At 39.3% G+C, this 14,453-nt stretch carries 17 protein-coding genes; 10 read left to right on the plus strand and 7 right to left on the minus strand.

Translation table 11 applies throughout. The features are described from left to right. Positions 1–9 precede the first annotated feature (9 nt). Positions 10–981: a Gfo/Idh/MocA family protein gene (locus LDL79_RS01335; RefSeq protein ID WP_225598865.1), complete on the plus strand. Its 972-nt coding sequence runs from the start codon at positions 10–12 to the stop codon at positions 979–981. Positions 982–1,095: 114 nt separating this feature from the next. Here LDL79_RS01335 and LDL79_RS01340 read toward each other — a convergent pair whose 3' ends face one another. Then, complete coding sequence (locus LDL79_RS01340; protein ID WP_225598866.1) at positions 1,096–1,935, minus strand: DUF2911 domain-containing protein; 840 nt, start codon at positions 1,933–1,935, stop codon at positions 1,096–1,098. 416 nt (positions 1,936–2,351) lie between these two features. Here LDL79_RS01340 and LDL79_RS01345 point away from each other — a divergent pair, with 416 nt between their 5' ends. The 3 genes from LDL79_RS01345 to LDL79_RS01355 all read left to right on the plus strand — a co-directional run bounded on the left by LDL79_RS01345 (position 2,352) and on the right by LDL79_RS01355 (position 4,977). Further along, positions 2,352–2,864 carry an SRPBCC family protein gene (locus tag LDL79_RS01345; protein ID WP_225598867.1) on the plus strand — a complete coding sequence of 171 codons (513 nt, stop codon included), beginning with the start codon at positions 2,352–2,354 and terminating at the stop codon, positions 2,862–2,864. 7 nt (positions 2,865–2,871) lie between these two features. Further along, positions 2,872–3,567, plus strand: a complete 696-nt coding sequence (locus LDL79_RS01350) for an SDR family NAD(P)-dependent oxidoreductase (RefSeq protein WP_225598868.1) — start codon at positions 2,872–2,874, stop codon at positions 3,565–3,567. A 105-nt stretch (positions 3,568–3,672) separates the two neighbouring features. Next, a complete protein-coding gene (locus LDL79_RS01355) occupies positions 3,673–4,977 on the plus strand; it encodes a cryptochrome/photolyase family protein (RefSeq protein WP_225598869.1) in 1,305 nt (434 codons plus the stop codon). Positions 4,978–5,016: 39 nt separating this feature from the next. Here LDL79_RS01355 and LDL79_RS01360 read toward each other — a convergent pair whose 3' ends face one another. The 3 genes from LDL79_RS01360 to LDL79_RS01370 are packed head-to-tail and all read right to left on the minus strand — an operon-like array spanning position 5,017 to position 6,722. After that, positions 5,017–5,751, minus strand: coding sequence for a class I SAM-dependent methyltransferase (locus tag LDL79_RS01360; protein ID WP_225598870.1), 735 nt, complete (start codon positions 5,749–5,751; stop codon positions 5,017–5,019). 10 nt (positions 5,752–5,761) lie between these two features. Continuing rightward, entirely contained in the window at positions 5,762–6,445 is a 684-nt protein-coding gene (locus LDL79_RS01365) for an ATP-binding cassette domain-containing protein (protein WP_225598871.1), read from the minus strand. After that, on the minus strand, positions 6,426–6,722 hold the full coding sequence (locus tag LDL79_RS01370; RefSeq protein ID WP_225598872.1) for a hypothetical protein: 297 nt from the start codon (positions 6,720–6,722) through the stop codon (positions 6,426–6,428). Before LDL79_RS01370 ends, LDL79_RS01365 begins: the two co-directional genes overlap by 20 nt. 131 nt (positions 6,723–6,853) lie before the next feature. On the opposite strand from LDL79_RS01370, the gene LDL79_RS01375 reads away from it, so the two are divergent. Next, positions 6,854–7,375, plus strand: a complete 522-nt coding sequence (locus LDL79_RS01375; RefSeq protein ID WP_225598873.1) for a 5' nucleotidase, NT5C type — start codon at positions 6,854–6,856, stop codon at positions 7,373–7,375. Positions 7,376–7,449: 74 nt separating this feature from the next. On the opposite strand, the gene murA is transcribed toward LDL79_RS01375, so the two are convergent. The 3 genes from murA to LDL79_RS01390 all read right to left on the minus strand — a co-directional run bounded on the left by murA (position 7,450) and on the right by LDL79_RS01390 (position 9,821). Then, positions 7,450–8,763: a UDP-N-acetylglucosamine 1-carboxyvinyltransferase gene (gene murA, locus LDL79_RS01380; RefSeq protein WP_072984848.1), complete on the minus strand. Its 1,314-nt coding sequence runs from the start codon at positions 8,761–8,763 to the stop codon at positions 7,450–7,452. Positions 8,764–8,782: 19 nt separating this feature from the next. Beyond that, entirely contained in the window at positions 8,783–9,409 is a 627-nt protein-coding gene (locus LDL79_RS01385) for a DUF4290 domain-containing protein (protein ID WP_072984846.1), read from the minus strand. 121 nt (positions 9,410–9,530) lie between these two features. Next, the gene (locus LDL79_RS01390) at positions 9,531–9,821 is read right to left on the minus strand and encodes a DUF493 family protein (protein ID WP_072984844.1); all 291 of its coding nucleotides are present in this window, start codon (positions 9,819–9,821) and stop codon (positions 9,531–9,533) included. 104 nt (positions 9,822–9,925) lie between these two features. Between LDL79_RS01390 and LDL79_RS01395 the strand changes: the two genes are divergently transcribed. The 5 genes from LDL79_RS01395 to LDL79_RS01415 all read left to right on the plus strand — a co-directional run bounded on the left by LDL79_RS01395 (position 9,926) and on the right by LDL79_RS01415 (position 14,453). Beyond that, on the plus strand, positions 9,926–10,465 hold the full coding sequence (locus LDL79_RS01395) for an AAA family ATPase (RefSeq protein WP_225599916.1): 540 nt from the start codon (positions 9,926–9,928) through the stop codon (positions 10,463–10,465). After that, complete coding sequence (locus LDL79_RS01400) at positions 10,462–12,354, plus strand: RecQ family ATP-dependent DNA helicase (protein ID WP_225598874.1); 1,893 nt, start codon at positions 10,462–10,464, stop codon at positions 12,352–12,354. Before LDL79_RS01395 ends, LDL79_RS01400 begins: the two co-directional genes overlap by 4 nt. Next, a complete protein-coding gene (gene fmt / locus LDL79_RS01405; RefSeq protein ID WP_225598875.1) occupies positions 12,351–13,316 on the plus strand; it encodes a methionyl-tRNA formyltransferase in 966 nt (321 codons plus the stop codon). Before LDL79_RS01400 ends, fmt begins: the two co-directional genes overlap by 4 nt. Positions 13,317–13,506: 190 nt before the next feature. Continuing rightward, positions 13,507–13,779: an HU family DNA-binding protein gene (locus LDL79_RS01410; RefSeq protein WP_009779660.1), complete on the plus strand. Its 273-nt coding sequence runs from the start codon at positions 13,507–13,509 to the stop codon at positions 13,777–13,779. Between the two features lie 110 nt (positions 13,780–13,889). Beyond that, complete coding sequence (locus tag LDL79_RS01415; protein WP_167596651.1) at positions 13,890–14,453, plus strand: YqgE/AlgH family protein; 564 nt, start codon at positions 13,890–13,892, stop codon at positions 14,451–14,453.

Raw genomic sequence — 14,453 nt, forward strand, 5'->3', positions numbered from 1 at the left:
ATCAATATTATGAAAACCATTAGATGGGGAATCCTAGGCTTAGGAAAAATTGCCAACAGCTTCGCCACAGATTTGCAACAGGTTGAAGGCTCTGTGCTTTATGCCGTTGCCTCACGTTCTCAAGAAAAAGCAGATCACTTTGGCGCTGAATACAATGCCACACAATGTTACAACAGCTACGAGCAACTGGTAAAGGATCCTAATGTAGATGCAGTGTATATCGCTACTCCGCACGTCCGGCACCATCAGGATACCTTGCTTTGTTTACAGCATAAAAAGGCGGTTTTGTGCGAAAAGCCTTTTGCCATGAATCGTGAACAAGTTGAAGAAATGATCACAACAGCTCAAGCCAATGATACGTTGTTGATGGAAGCGTTGTGGACGCGCTTTATGCCGCATTTTAAATTTGTACAGCAGGAATTGGAAAGCGGACGTTATGGCGCGGTTAAAACCCTAGCAGCCGATTTTTGTTTTGAAGCCGAATTTAACCCGGAAGGGCGCCTGTTTAATAAAGCACTAGGGGGCGGATCGCTGCTTGATATTGGCATTTACCCTATTTTTTGCGCACTTGCACTTTTTGGAAAACCGGATCATATCGAAGCAAAAGCCAAAATTGGAAAGACAGGGGTTGATGAAGAAACCGAAATGACCTTTAAATACAACTCCGGAATTTCAGCTTTTTTAAGTTCTAGTATTTTAAAGAAAACCCCAACCACAGCAACACTTGTTTGCGAAAAAGGAATGCTCATCTTAAACAGCCGTTTTCATCAAACTGATAAGGTAACAACAATTCTTGAAGGCACTAAGATCGAACACGATTTTGCATACACCGGCAAAGGCTACTATTTTGAAATCGAACATTTTGCCGAACTCCTTCGGCAGGAGAAAAAAGAGAGTCCGTTGATGAGTTACGCCTTCAGTAGATTACTCATCAGTACGCTAGATGAAGTCCGTGAGCTGATCAACCTTCAGTACGCATAAACTGACTCAAAGCAACTCTAAAAAACCGCAGAGCGAAATCTAAATAATTCTGAAAATAGCACCAACAAAAAAGCCGGGGATTACCCGGCTTTTATAATTAGCATTAGATGTTGCTTACATCCCACCCCATTCTTTAAGTGAATCGGTATTCATTTTTACGTAATCAGCATTGCCTGCTGCTTTAGCTCCTGCTAAGGATGCCTTGGCCGCTTCAATAGCTCCCTTTTTATCTCCGGCTTTCGCTAAGATCAAAGACTGCTGACGTAATTGCCAGAATCGCGGAGTTTCGGTTTTTGCCATCGCTTCATCCATCCACATTTTTGCTTGTTGAATATCTTTGCCACTGTTTAAGTAATACACTGCTGCATTATAATAATCTCCCGCCGATGGCCCCTGAAGCGCTTGCTCAATATTGGCCATTACTTCTGCATCTGTATTCACAGAGAATTTTACCGGTACAATAGTGTTGTCCCATAAAAAGCTCATTACAGCGCTATCTGCCATAACATCATCGATCACTATGGTAAACGTTTCCATATTCATAGGCATTTCAATGGGTTCTACCATGGTACGCAATGCGATTTTGCTATCCTCAAACTCGGTGATCAACGGGTTGCTGTGATCAGTATAAAAAACTACTTCCCACATATCTTCACCGGGAACGGTATAAACACTATAAGTACCTGCAGCCAACTCTTTATCTGCGATACGGACAGGTTTATCTACCGTAAACTTTGTTGTTGCATTGGCACCGGTACGCCAGATCTTTCCATAAGGAACTAAGTTACCCACGATCTCGCGGCCGCGTCTATTAGGTCTAGAGTAGTCTACAGATACCTCGGTAAGTCCCACCGTTTGGGTCAACGTGGCGTGAGCACTCGCAGCCGGGGTTTGAATTTGCGCCTGAGTCAAAGCGCTCAAAGCTAGAAAGCAAGAAAGGATTATTTTTTTCATTTTAAAACAATTAATTAGTAGTGTGTTTAAATTCAATTCATTAACCTGTAATTTACTTAAAAAATAAATAGAATTACAACGTTATAACCAGAGCTACCAAATTACAATTTAAGTCGGTTTTAAAATTTAAGATTTGTTTATTTTTTGAATCTAAATTGCTTCCGGAAGTTCAATTCCTTGAGGCTTTTAATTGAAAAATAGTTACAGTTCCTGACAAGCTTCAACCTCAAAAAATCTTTGATGGGATTTTAAATTGAAGTATTTCCGAAGAACCTTTTAAAATCAACTTTAATTTTTGTTTAACTCAATAGTCTTTTTGTTAAACAAAATAGCTTTTATATTTACTTAAAAATCAATAGAAACGGTTTAGAAGCTAGTTTACTCCTAATCCGTTTTATTGAAAAGTTTGAAATGCTATGAAAATTTACACCTTACACACCAAACAAAACCTGCCCATTAGCTTAGAAAAAGCGTGGAGTTTTCTTTCTGATCCTAAAAATCTAAAAGTAATCACACCAGATTATATGGGTTTTGAAATATTATCGGGCGCAGATCGCCCAATGTTTCCGGGTCAGATTATTCAGTATAATGTGACGCCTATTGCGGGTATCAATACGAAGTGGGTGACAGAGATCACGCACGTAAAACATCTGGAGTATTTTGTAGATGAGCAGCGTTTTGGCCCCTATTCGTTATGGCATCACAAACACTTTTTAAAAGAAATTCCAGGAGGTGTAGAAATGGAAGATATTGTGGATTATAAGGTTCCGGCAGGGATCTTAGGACAATTGGTGCATCCTGTTTTAGTGAAACCCAAACTGCAGGAGATATTTGAATACAGAGAACAAAAACTCACAGAACTATTTGGTACCTACACGAAACCGCAAGGGAATTTAGAGGGCATTTCAAGAGAAGATATATTAAATTAAAATTGCTATGAAAAAGAATATACTACTTATTGGAGGCTCTCACGGAATCGGAAAGAGTATCATTGAAACTTTAGACAGTGACTACACGATTTATGTTGCGTCACGTACTGAAGAAAATTTACCCAAAAATGTAACGCATATCAAATATGATGTAACTCAGGACGCTTTAGACACCGAAACGCTTCCGGATGTTTTAGACGGATTTGTATACTGTCCCGGTTCTATTAATCTGAAGCCTTTTAAAATGCTTTCTGAAGAAACCTTTAACGAAGATCTTCAGTTAAACTTTATGGGACTTATTAAATCGTTAAAAGCAGTTGAGGATCGTTTGAAAAAATCAGATCAGGCAAGTTTGGTGTTTTTCAGCACAGTAGCTGTAAAAATGGGAATGCCTTTTCATACCAGCGTTGCAGCAGCAAAAGGAGCTATTGAAGGCTTCGCCAAAGCGCTTGCGGCAGAATATGCACCCCAATATAGGGTCAACGTGATCGCACCCAGCCTGACCGATACACCACTGGCTTCTCGCCTACTGGGCAATGAAAAGAAAAAAGAAAAGATGGATGAACGTCATCCGCTAAAACGTGTGGGAACACCGCAGGATATTGCTAAGGTGGCCGCATTTTTACTCAGTGAAGAAAGCAGCTGGGTAACCGGTCAAATTCTTGGTATTGATGGCGGAATGTCTACCCTAAACATTCACTAAATTACCTCCGCAGCAAGTCCACAAGACTTTCGACAGGAACAAATTTTTAATTTAGAGGCCGACTTAAAGGATATTAAAGCCTTAACAAAGCCTAAAAAATAATTTATGAGTACAGTTTCAATATTTTGGTTTCGCAGGGATCTAAGGCTAGATGATAATGTAGGTTTTTTAGAAGCATTAAAAGGCTCGCATCCGGTTTTACCTATTTTCATTTTTGACAAGGAAATCTTAAACGAACTCCCGCAAGACGATGCCCGCGTAACGTTCATTTACGATACGCTTCAGAAAATGCGCAACGAATTACAGGAAGACCACGGCAGTTCACTAGCGTTATTTTACGGTAAGCCCGAAACTGTATGGAAACAACTCGTTAAGGATTACGATATTGACACGGTATATACCAATCACGATTATGAACCTTATGCCCTTGAGCGTGATGAGCAAATAAAAAAAATGCTCAACAAGGAAGATATCGACTTTAAAACATACAAAGATCAGGTGATTTTTGAAAAAGACGAAGTGGTCAAAGGCGATGGAGATCCTTATGTGGTTTACACGCCTTATAAAAATAAGTGGCAGGAAATTTTTGATGAAGACAAGCATCTAAAAATTCATTATACCAGTCAGCATTTAAAAAATCTAATCCAGAACAGCAGACTGCCCAATCTTGATTTGAGCGATATGGGTTTTAAAAAATCTTCTATTGAAATACCGGAGTATGATGTCACCCCGACCTTGATACAGAATTATGAAGATACCCGTAATTTCCCTGCACAGGATGGCACATCGCATTTGGGTCCGCATTTGCGTTTTGGTACGGTGAGTGTTCGCAAAATGGTAAAAAAAGCAATTGCCGAAAAAAACACTGTTTTCTGGAGCGAACTTATTTGGCGCGAATTCTTTATGCAGATACTATATCATTATCCTAAAACGGTGAATAATGCTTTTAGATCAAAATATGACCGTATTGAATGGCGCAACAATAAAAAGGAATTTGAAAAATGGAAAAAAGGTGAAACCGGTTATTTGTTAGTTGATGCGGGAATGCGTCAACTCAACACGACCGGCTATATGCATAATCGCGTGCGTATGCTGGTAGCGAGTTTTTTATGCAAACACCTGTTGATCGATTGGCGCTGGGGCGAAGCTTACTTTGCCGAAAAACTTCTGGATTATGAGCAATCAAGCAATGTAGGTAACTGGCAATGGGCGGCCGGAAGCGGTGTAGATGCAGCGCCTTATTTTAGAATTTTCAACCCGATGACACAGGTAGATAAGTTTGATAAAGACAAAAAATACATCAAAGAATTTGTACCGGAATTTGATACCGATGACTATCCTGAAAAAATGGTAGATCATAAAGAGGCTCGAGAGCGCTGCCTCAAAACGTATAAAGCTGCGGTCTCTTAAATGAGATAAAGGCATTGTAGCTTTTGATCCTATAAAAGCTTACATCTTCCCTACCCGAAGCAGTAGTGGGAAGTAAAAAGAGCGTTCGGCTGTGCTTCCCCAATTGGCGTCAACATCTGCCTTAATCAGTTCAAGCGGATTCTGACCGTTTGCCTTTTCATAATGCTTAACCGCAGACCACGTGTTCAAATAATTTAGAAATTGAACTTTTGTCCAACGGACTTCCATCTCAAATTTTGGAACGGTAATTTCTTGAAAAGGAAAGGGAATCGTTTGGTAATGTTCATCAAGATACCGCCGCTCAGGATCCCAATAACTATCGGTGATGTTTTTATAAAAATGCTGAATCACTTCGTTTAATTTTCCTGAAGTTTCAAAAACCGAATATCCAATTACCGCTAAAATACCGTGAGGTGCTAAGTGTACTTTAACATTCGCATAGAATTTGTCAAAATCAAACCAATGAATTGCCTGAGCAACAGTGATAAGATCAAATTTTGCATCGTAATTGAATGCTAATTCTGATGTTTGAACTCGATATGTTATATTCTTCAACTGTTGTGCTTCGGCGAGTTGCTGCGAGCTCAAGTCGGTTGCTAAAACGTTTTGAAACCTTGTTGCAAGTTCAACAGCGACTTGCCCGTTACCGGTCGCAACATCCCAAGCATTTAATTTTTCCGGAAGTAAATCATACAAAAATTCAAATACCGCTTTTGGATACGTAGGTCTGAACTTAGCATAATCTTGTGCGTGGTTTGAAAAATTATCTTTCATAATTAAGCATTTACATACTTCGTAAATAACCAGCGTTAACCAAGTCTTCTAAAGCATTTACAGTTTTTAATTTTCCATCCTTTAATACAAGATTGCGATCTGCCAGTTGCCACACATCCTGATAATAATGATCAGTGAGTAAAATACCTTTTTTTGATTTTAACGAACTTAAAAACTCGTGAATCAATTCTTTGAACAAAGGCTCCACCATCGAAAAAGGTTCGTCGAGCAAAAGAAATGGATGCTTTAAATTACCAACGATCAAAACCTCGAGATAGCGCCGCTCGCCTAAAGAAAGTTCGTTTACTTTACGATTTGCGATTTTAGACATTCGTGGCGCTCTAAAAATTAAATCTTGTGCTGCCCCTTCAAAATATCTGGGAATTAAATCCCAAACTTTTGAGGATTGGGATAAAAAACTGAATTGTGGTAAATACCCAATACGTTCATTGGCGACGATAGGGTTTTTATTCCAAAAGTGTTTCCTGACGGAATACTGCGTTTCGTTGATCTTTATAGTTCCGGTTTTGGCAGTTTGAGTACCGAATAGAATGGTGAGCAACGTGCTTTTCCCGCTACCATTTCGCCCGAAAACTCCTAAAATCTCTCCGGTTGCCAACTGAAAATCTACAGATTCTAGAATTTGCTTCTTCCCGAAACTTTTGCTGATATTATTAACTTGCAATAGCGCCAAGGCGTACCAATTTTAAAATTATACATGAAAGTAGTAAAAGTACGGGGGTCAGCGCCAAATTAACCAACCAAGTAGTCCCTATCAATTTCAGCTTAGTATATCCCAGATTGTAATATCCATAGAATTCTTCCTTCTGAAAATAGTGAAACATCAATAATCCTACAGGAGTGCCTAAGATCCCAAAGAGCACGGTTGCACTCGTCAAACTTCCAATGGGAATGCAGACCAACGCAAATAATGCGGCAAAACGGGTAATATCGCGATAAAATTTCCACATAAATTGGCTTCTTTTTAAAAATAACTATTTAAAACCTTTGCGTTACTTAGGGTTACTGATTTTTTAAGGTGAATTTAAACTAGTTTTCAATGCTATGCCGTATTTTGGCTTTTTATCAAAACCCTAACACAATGACAATATTCGTAGATATGGACGAGGTGATCGCCGACACTTATCAGGCGCACATTGACCTCTACAACAACAAATACAACGCAACTCTTAAAAAAGAAGACTGCCTGGGTCACGAAGTGTGGCAAATGGTGCCTGAACCTCATCAAGGTTATGTGCGCAATCACGCCAATGAGCGTGGCTTTTTTATTGATCTGAAAGTGATGAAAGACAGCCAGGAGGTTATGCGTGAACTACACGAGAAACACGACTTATATATCGCCTCTGCTGCCATGCAATTTAAAACCAGCCTTGAGGAAAAAGCAGATTGGCTTGATAAACATTTCCCTTTTATTCCGTGGCAAAATCGCATTTTGTGCGGTCATAAACACGTGCTACGCGGTGACGTTTTAATAGATGATCGCTCTTACAATTTAGCAGCTTTTGAAGGTCGTGGTATTCAATTTACCTCACCACACAATGTAAATACTAACGGTTTTGACCGTGCCGATACCTGGCAGGATATCGCTGATTTATTACTGTAACCGGTTAGAACTATATACAAACAAAAAATCTCGGTATCAAGCCGAGATTTTTTTGTTTGTATACATTTACGATGTTAAGCGGTCCTTATGATCTTTGCACCTATCGCTCTAAGACGTTCATCAATATTCTCATAACCGCGATCTATTTGCTCAATGTTATGAATCGTAGAAGTGCCTTTAGCGCTCAATGCCGCAATCAACAAAGAAATCCCCGCCCGAATATCTGGCGAACTCATCGTGGTAGCTTTTAAAGTTGATTTAAAATCGTGCCCAATAACCGTAGCGCGATGTGGATCACAAAGAATGATCTTCGCCCCCATATCAATTAATTTATCTACGAAAAACAGACGGCTTTCAAACATTTTTTGATGAATCAATACTTCGCCTTTGGCTTGCGTTGCCACTACCAAAACAATACTCAATAAGTCTGGAGTGAATCCCGGCCAAGGTGCATCGCTGATGGTCATAAACGAGCCGTCAATAAAAGTTTCAATTTCATAGCCTTCAGTATGCGCAGGAATAAAAATATCGTCACCTCGTTTTTCAACGGTGATCCCCAGCTTTCTAAAGGTAGCAGGAATAAGTCCTAAATCATTCCAGCTTACATTTTTAATAGTGATCTCACTTTTAGTCATTGCTGCCAGCCCGATCCAAGAACCGATCTCGATCATATCAGGCAAAATGCTATGCTCACAGCCATTAAGTGCTTTTACACCTTCGATCTTAAGCATATTTGAACCAATACCACTGATCTTTGCGCCCATTTTATTGAGCATTTTACACAGCTGTTGTAAATAAGGTTCACAAGCCGCGTTATAAATTGTGGTCTCTCCTTCGGCCATTACCGCAGCCATAACAATATTTGCTGTACCGGTTACCGAAGCTTCATCCAGAAGCATAAACGTTCCGCGTAAACCTTCAGGAGCTTCTACGCCGTAAAAGCGCTCTTCTTTATTATATCGAAATTTTGCACCCAGTTTGATCATTCCTTCAAAATGGGTATCCAGACGTCTACGTCCTATTTTATCACCACCCGGACGCGGAATATATCCTTTACCGAAGCGTGCTAGTAAAGGCCCAACGATCATTATAGAACCGCGCAGACCGCCACCTTCTTTTTTAAACTGTTCACTTTCTAGATACTCTAAGTGCAGTGCATCACTTTTAAAAGAGTATTTGCCTTTGCCTAGTTTTTGAATTTTTACTCCCAGATTGCTCAAAATAGTGATGAGCTTATTGACATCTACAATATCAGGGATGTTGTCAATGACTACTTTTTCCGGAGTTAATAAAACCGCGCAAAGTATTTGTAAGGCTTCATTTTTTGCACCTTGAGGTTGGATGGATCCTTTGAGCTGATGCCCTCCTTCTATCTGAAATGTTCCCATTAAAATGTGTTGCTAAAAATTAGTAACGCTTTTTACCGCGTCCAGATTTTTTTCGGTAAGACTTACCTGATTTTTTGTTGCGCATAAGTTTTTGCGCTTCTTTTAGATCTTCGTCTTTTTTGGCAAGATTGATCTGCCCGTCACTCAATTCAAACAAATGCTTAAAGATCACTTCGTCATCTACGGTATCCTTATTCCAGTTCAGGAAGCATTTTTTCATGTGGTTTGCGATGGTAAACTCTAAAGCCTCTCGCTTTTGACCTTTTTCCCATTGCACCGCCACATCTATCATACGTTTGATGTTGTTTCCGTAGAAACGGTATTTAGGATGATTTTGCGGATAGTCTAAAGGATCTGGATGCTCTTCTAATTTTTCTTTAGAAGGCTTATCATAAGGAGAAACCACATCTAGTTTAAAATCACTCATGATAAACAATTGATCCCAAAGCTTATGCTGAAAATCAGGCACATCACGCAGATGTGGTTGTAAATTACCCATCACTGCGATAATACTGCGCGCTATGATATTGCGCTTTTTTTCATCTTCTTCTTCAACGGCTTGATTAACCATCTTTTGTAAATGGCGCCCATACTCGGGAATAATAAGCTTCTCTCGCTCTGTATTATATTCTAATTGATCTATCAACTGTAAAAATTTAAGTGAAGTAGTTTCTTAAAAAGAAACGATAAGGCAAAGTACTAAAAATTGTAGAAAGGCCCACAGGCCAAAATTAAATTAATGTAATTTAAAAGCTGATTTTATGCGATTACAGCGAAATAACACCTTCAACGCTTGCTACTTCTTTATATTTTGCAATAACCGCATCAGGGTCCTGCATACGCACATTTATAGAAACACTTGTATAAGTACCTTTGCTTGATTCTTTTGTATTGATCACCGCTCCCATATTATCAAAGATTTCTTCAATTTGAGCAATCTTCTGGTTATCAGATGGGACAATAAATTTGTAAAGGTAGGCTGATGGCCACTGTGTGGTTTCTTCGAGTCTGCCTTTTAATTTCTTATAAAATTCTTCAGAGTTTTTATCTGTGCTCATAGCCTTCTTTTGAGGTGCAAAGATACCATTCTAAAGCTAATTTTTTAATCGGTTTGTATTTGAGTATTTTTACCGCCAATTACGAAAGACCTAAAGCATTTATCTTGACAGCAAAACGCATTGTTTTAATAGGAGGCCCCAGTACCGGAAAAACAACTTTACTCAACGCTTTAAAAGAAAAGGGATATCCTTGCCTTGATGAAGTGTCGCGCGAGGTGATCAAAGCTGCACAGCAAGAAGGTATTGAGCAATTATTTCTTACAGAACCCTTGCTTTTTAGCGATAAACTACTAGAACGTCGTATACAGCAATACTTGGATGCCGGTGCCCTTGATGCTGAATATGTTTTTATAGACCGCGGTATTCCTGATGTGTCTGCTTATATGGATTTTATTGGGCAGGAGTATCCTGACCGATTTACTAAAGCGAACTCAACGTATCGCTACGATAAGATATTCTTACTTCCGTTGTGGCGCGATATTCACGTAACCGACAAAGAGCGCTATGAAAGTTTTGAGGAAGCGGTCAAAATTCAAGACGAACTTTTAAAAACGTATCGTTCTTGTGGTTATACTCCTATTGAAGTGCCCAAAGTACCGGTCGAAGATCGCTTAGATTTTATTTTAAAGCATATAACCCTATGATGACCACTCCTCAAGAAGCTTTACAAAAGTTCTGGGGCTATGCATCATTCCGGTCAAAACAGCTTGAGATCATTACAAGTGTCTTAAACGGCAAAGACACCTTTGCGTTGCTTCCTACCGGCGGCGGAAAATCACTTTGTTATCAAATTCCGGCAGTGATCAAAGAGGGAATTACCTTAGTGATCTCTCCCCTGCTCTCTTTAATGAAAGATCAAGTGGTTCAGCTTGAAAAAAGAGGTATTAAAGCCTTGCACATTCCCGGCGGAATCAAATATCAAGAGCTTGATGTTTTATTAGATAATTGCATTTATGGCAATTACAAACTGCTGTATCTATCTCCTGAGCGCTTGCAAAACGAACTCGTTTTAGCACGCCTCAAACAAATGAACATCAATTTGCTGGCAATTGATGAAGCTCATTGTATCTCACAATGGGGTCACGATTTTAGACCGGCTTACCGAAATATTCAAGCGTTTAGAGAACAGTTTCAAGAAATTCCGTGTATAGCGCTTACTGCTACCGCCACGGCTGCCGTACAGCAAGATATCACCACCCAGCTGGCACTAAAAGAGGTAAGCACTTTTAAAGATTCATTTAAGCGGAAGAATCTCGCTTATAAAGTACTCTACGAAGAAAGCAAGCAACAGCGCATTGTTCAGCTTTTTAAGCAACATCCCGGAAGCGGAATTGTCTATGTACGTAGCAGAAAAAGTGCACAGTATTTTGCCCAGTTTCTAAACGAATACGGGATTTCGGCGCATTTTTACCACGGTGGATTAGGCAATGGCGAGCGCCAGGAACGTTTTGCAGCTTGGTCTCAAAACAAAACCCAAGTAATGGTAGCAACCAGTGCCTTTGGGATGGGTATTGATAAAGCTGATGTGCAAACCGTAATACACGTAGAACTGCCTGAAAGTCTCGAAAGCTATTTTCAAGAAGCCGGTAGAGCCGGAAGAAATGGTCAACAAGCAACAAGTGTCATTCTATTTAACAACAGCGATAAAGACCGTTTGACCAATCAGTTTTTGAAGGTATTACCTTCGGTTTCTTTTGTTAAAAAGGTATACAAAAAGCTCAATAGCTATTTTCAAATTTCGTACGGAGAAGGTGAGCACGAAACCTTTCGGTTTGATTTTACCGAATTCTGCAAAACCTATGATTTCAATACATTGCTAACCTATAATGCGCTTCAGTTACTTGATCGCAATAGCGTGCTCTTATTGAGTCAGGAATTTTATCGAAGAGCTACGCTTCAATTTTCGGTTTCTGCCATTAATCTTACCTATTACCTTATTCGCAATCCGGGAATTGATTCCATCGTAAAAAGCTTGTTGCGCACCTATAGTGGAATTTATGATAACGCCATTACCATTGATCATGCATTGATCGCTAAAAAGGCGGAGGTACCTTTGGTTAAAATTCATCAAACGCTTTTGCAATTACATAAAGATGATGTGGCTGTTTATGAGCACTCCCACGCTGATACTGCTATAACCTTTCTAGTGCAACGTGAAGATGATCTTGTGATCAATCGCATTTCAAAAGCGATAACCGCGCAAAACACGCGTAAAGTAGATCAGGTAAAAAGTATGTTGCGCTATATTGAAACGCCGGTGTGTCGCAGTAAACAATTGCTAGCTTATTTTGAAGAACATCAACAAGAAGCCTGCGGAATCTGCGATATTTGCCAAAAGAAAATGAAAACAAGAGCTCCCCTGGCGCTCGAGGATCAAATTTTACACTATTTGAATCAGGGTGCTTGCTCGTCTAAAAGGCTCTTAGAAGTTTTAAAAATAGAGCGTGAAGAAGACCTATTAAGCAGCTTAAAACTGCTATTAATGCAGAAGAAAATTAAAATAACCCCTTCAAATTTATATCAACGAATATGAGAGATTTACGCATAATCTTTATGGGAACACCAGATTTTGCTGTTGCCGGTTTAAAGAATCTTGTCGATAATAAATATACGGTTGTAGGCGTCATTACGGCTCCGGACAGACCTGCCGGCCGCGGACAAAAAATTCAGCAAAGTGCAGTAAAAAAGTATGCCTTATCTCAAGACCTTCAGGTTTTACAACCTACCAACTTAAAGTCTGAAGCTTTTTTAGAAGAATTAAAAAGTCTGAATGCTAACCTACACATCGTAGTCGCATTTAGAATGCTTCCTAAAGTGGTTTGGCAAATGCCGGAATACGGCACCTTTAATTTGCACGCTTCACTGCTGCCCGATTATCGCGGGGCAGCACCTATTAATTGGGCAATTATAAAAGGGGAAAAAGAAACCGGAGTGACAACCTTTTTTATAGATGAAAAGATAGATACCGGTGCAATCATTCTTCAAGAAAAAGTAGCTATTTCTGAAACAGAAAATGCGGGAGAATTGCATGACAGGCTTATGCATTTAGGTAGCGAGGTTATTCTCAAAACTGTAAAACTAATAGCGGAAGGTCCGGTTGAAACGGTCGCTCAGCCTAAACAAGAACAATTGCATACGGCTTATAAACTCAATCGAGAAAACACTCGTATCAACTGGGAACAACCTGCAAAACAAGTATACAATCACATAAGAGGATTGAGTCCGTATCCGGTGGCTTGGACGCTTTTCACTAATGGAGATGCTCAAGAGCACCAATTAAAAGTCTATAAGGCGACACTGGCTTCTATTGAAGAATCAAATGAATTAGGCAACCCTAGTGTCGGTAAAATAAAAATAAATCACGACAAACTGTATGTTTCAGCCGAAGATGGGTGGGTTCGATTAGACGAAGTTCAACTTTCTGGCAAAAAGCGAATGCCGGTCAAAGATTTGCTAAATGGTTTTAGCATCCAAAGCAAAGCTAAAACGTTGTAATACTAGACCTACGGGGAATTTGCCTTAATTGTGTTAAAAATGCTTGCCGTTATCAACAAAACGTTAAAGTTATCAACATAAACCGTGATTTCCTGCGCTATTGCTTGCGTGAACGAAATATCCGTCTAAATTTGTTAGGACAATAAACAAAAGTTTAACCGACATTTAATTTTTTTAAAATTTTAAAATTATGAACAAATCAGATTTAATTGATGCAATGGCAGAAGATGCTGGAATCACAAAAGCAGCAGCTAAAAAAGCATTGGAATCATTTTTAGGAAATATCGAAAAATCATTGAAAGGTGGCGACCGCGTTTCTCTTGTAGGTTTTGGTTCTTGGTCTGTATCTAAGCGTGCAGCTCGCGAAGGAAGAAACCCACAAACTGGAAAAACAATCCAAATCGCTGCTAAAAATGTAGTGAAGTTTAAAGCTGGTTCAGATTTATCTGACGCTGTAAACTAATTCTTACAGTTTATATACTTTTAAAAGCCCCGAGTGATCGGGGCTTTTTTATTAAGTGTTATTTTTTTGTTAATTAAAAAAAATAGATTAGTTTAGAACAAAAGATGTTCATGACGACCAATAAGCCTCAAAAAGGAAAACTTTTGATAGCAGAACCGGCGATTATAGGCGATGTTTCGTTTAACAGATCTGTCGTGCTTCTTGCCAATCATAATGAAGAAGGCTCTGTTGGTTTTATTCTTAATAAGCCTCTTACGTTTACCCTTAACGAATTAATTCCGGAGATCAAAGGTGACGCTATGCAAATCTACAATGGCGGTCCCGTTGAACAAGACAATCTTTATTTCTTACACAAAGTGCCAGACCTCATCCCTGAGAGTATTGAGATTTCTAACGGCATTTATTGGGGCGGTGATTTTGATACCGTTGTAGATTTAATCGCTTCCAATAAAATATCAACCGATGAAATTCGGTTTTTTTTAGGTTATTCAGGATGGGATTGCAATCAGCTGGATAGCGAATTAGATGCAAACGCCTGGATCGTCACTGATAATACCTATGATAAAGAAATCATCAACAAATGCTTTCCTGAATTATGGAAGGAAAAAATGTTAGAGCTTGGCGGTGAATACCTATTATGGTCTAACGCTCCTGAAAATCCTAGTAATAACTAG

This window comes from Leeuwenhoekiella palythoae, from assembly GCF_020310025.1.
GTDB classification, from domain to species: Bacteria; Bacteroidota; Bacteroidia; order Flavobacteriales; family Flavobacteriaceae; genus Leeuwenhoekiella; species Leeuwenhoekiella palythoae.

Excerpts from the sequence above, each read along its gene's own strand:
- LDL79_RS01335 (WP_225598865.1), top strand. The coding sequence starts at position 10 with ATGAAAACCATTAGATGGGGAATCCTAGGCTTAGGAAAAATTGCCAAC.
- LDL79_RS01340 (WP_225598866.1), bottom strand. The coding sequence starts at position 1,935 with ATGAAAAAAATAATCCTTTCTTGCTTTCTAGCTTTGAGCGCTTTGACT.
- LDL79_RS01345 (WP_225598867.1), top strand. The coding sequence starts at position 2,352 with ATGAAAATTTACACCTTACACACCAAACAAAACCTGCCCATTAGCTTA.
- LDL79_RS01350 (WP_225598868.1), top strand. The coding sequence starts at position 2,872 with ATGAAAAAGAATATACTACTTATTGGAGGCTCTCACGGAATCGGAAAG.
- LDL79_RS01355 (WP_225598869.1), top strand. The coding sequence starts at position 3,673 with ATGAGTACAGTTTCAATATTTTGGTTTCGCAGGGATCTAAGGCTAGAT.
- LDL79_RS01360 (WP_225598870.1), bottom strand. The coding sequence starts at position 5,751 with ATGAAAGATAATTTTTCAAACCACGCACAAGATTATGCTAAGTTCAGA.
- LDL79_RS01370 (WP_225598872.1), bottom strand. The coding sequence starts at position 6,722 with ATGTGGAAATTTTATCGCGATATTACCCGTTTTGCCGCATTATTTGCG.
- LDL79_RS01375 (WP_225598873.1), top strand. The coding sequence starts at position 6,854 with ATGACAATATTCGTAGATATGGACGAGGTGATCGCCGACACTTATCAG.
- murA (WP_072984848.1), bottom strand. The coding sequence starts at position 8,763 with ATGGGAACATTTCAGATAGAAGGAGGGCATCAGCTCAAAGGATCCATC.
- LDL79_RS01390 (WP_072984844.1), bottom strand. The coding sequence starts at position 9,821 with ATGAGCACAGATAAAAACTCTGAAGAATTTTATAAGAAATTAAAAGGC.
- LDL79_RS01400 (WP_225598874.1), top strand. The coding sequence starts at position 10,462 with ATGATGACCACTCCTCAAGAAGCTTTACAAAAGTTCTGGGGCTATGCA.
- fmt (WP_225598875.1), top strand. The coding sequence starts at position 12,351 with ATGAGAGATTTACGCATAATCTTTATGGGAACACCAGATTTTGCTGTT.
- LDL79_RS01410 (WP_009779660.1), top strand. The coding sequence starts at position 13,507 with ATGAACAAATCAGATTTAATTGATGCAATGGCAGAAGATGCTGGAATC.
- LDL79_RS01415 (WP_167596651.1), top strand. The coding sequence starts at position 13,890 with ATGACGACCAATAAGCCTCAAAAAGGAAAACTTTTGATAGCAGAACCG.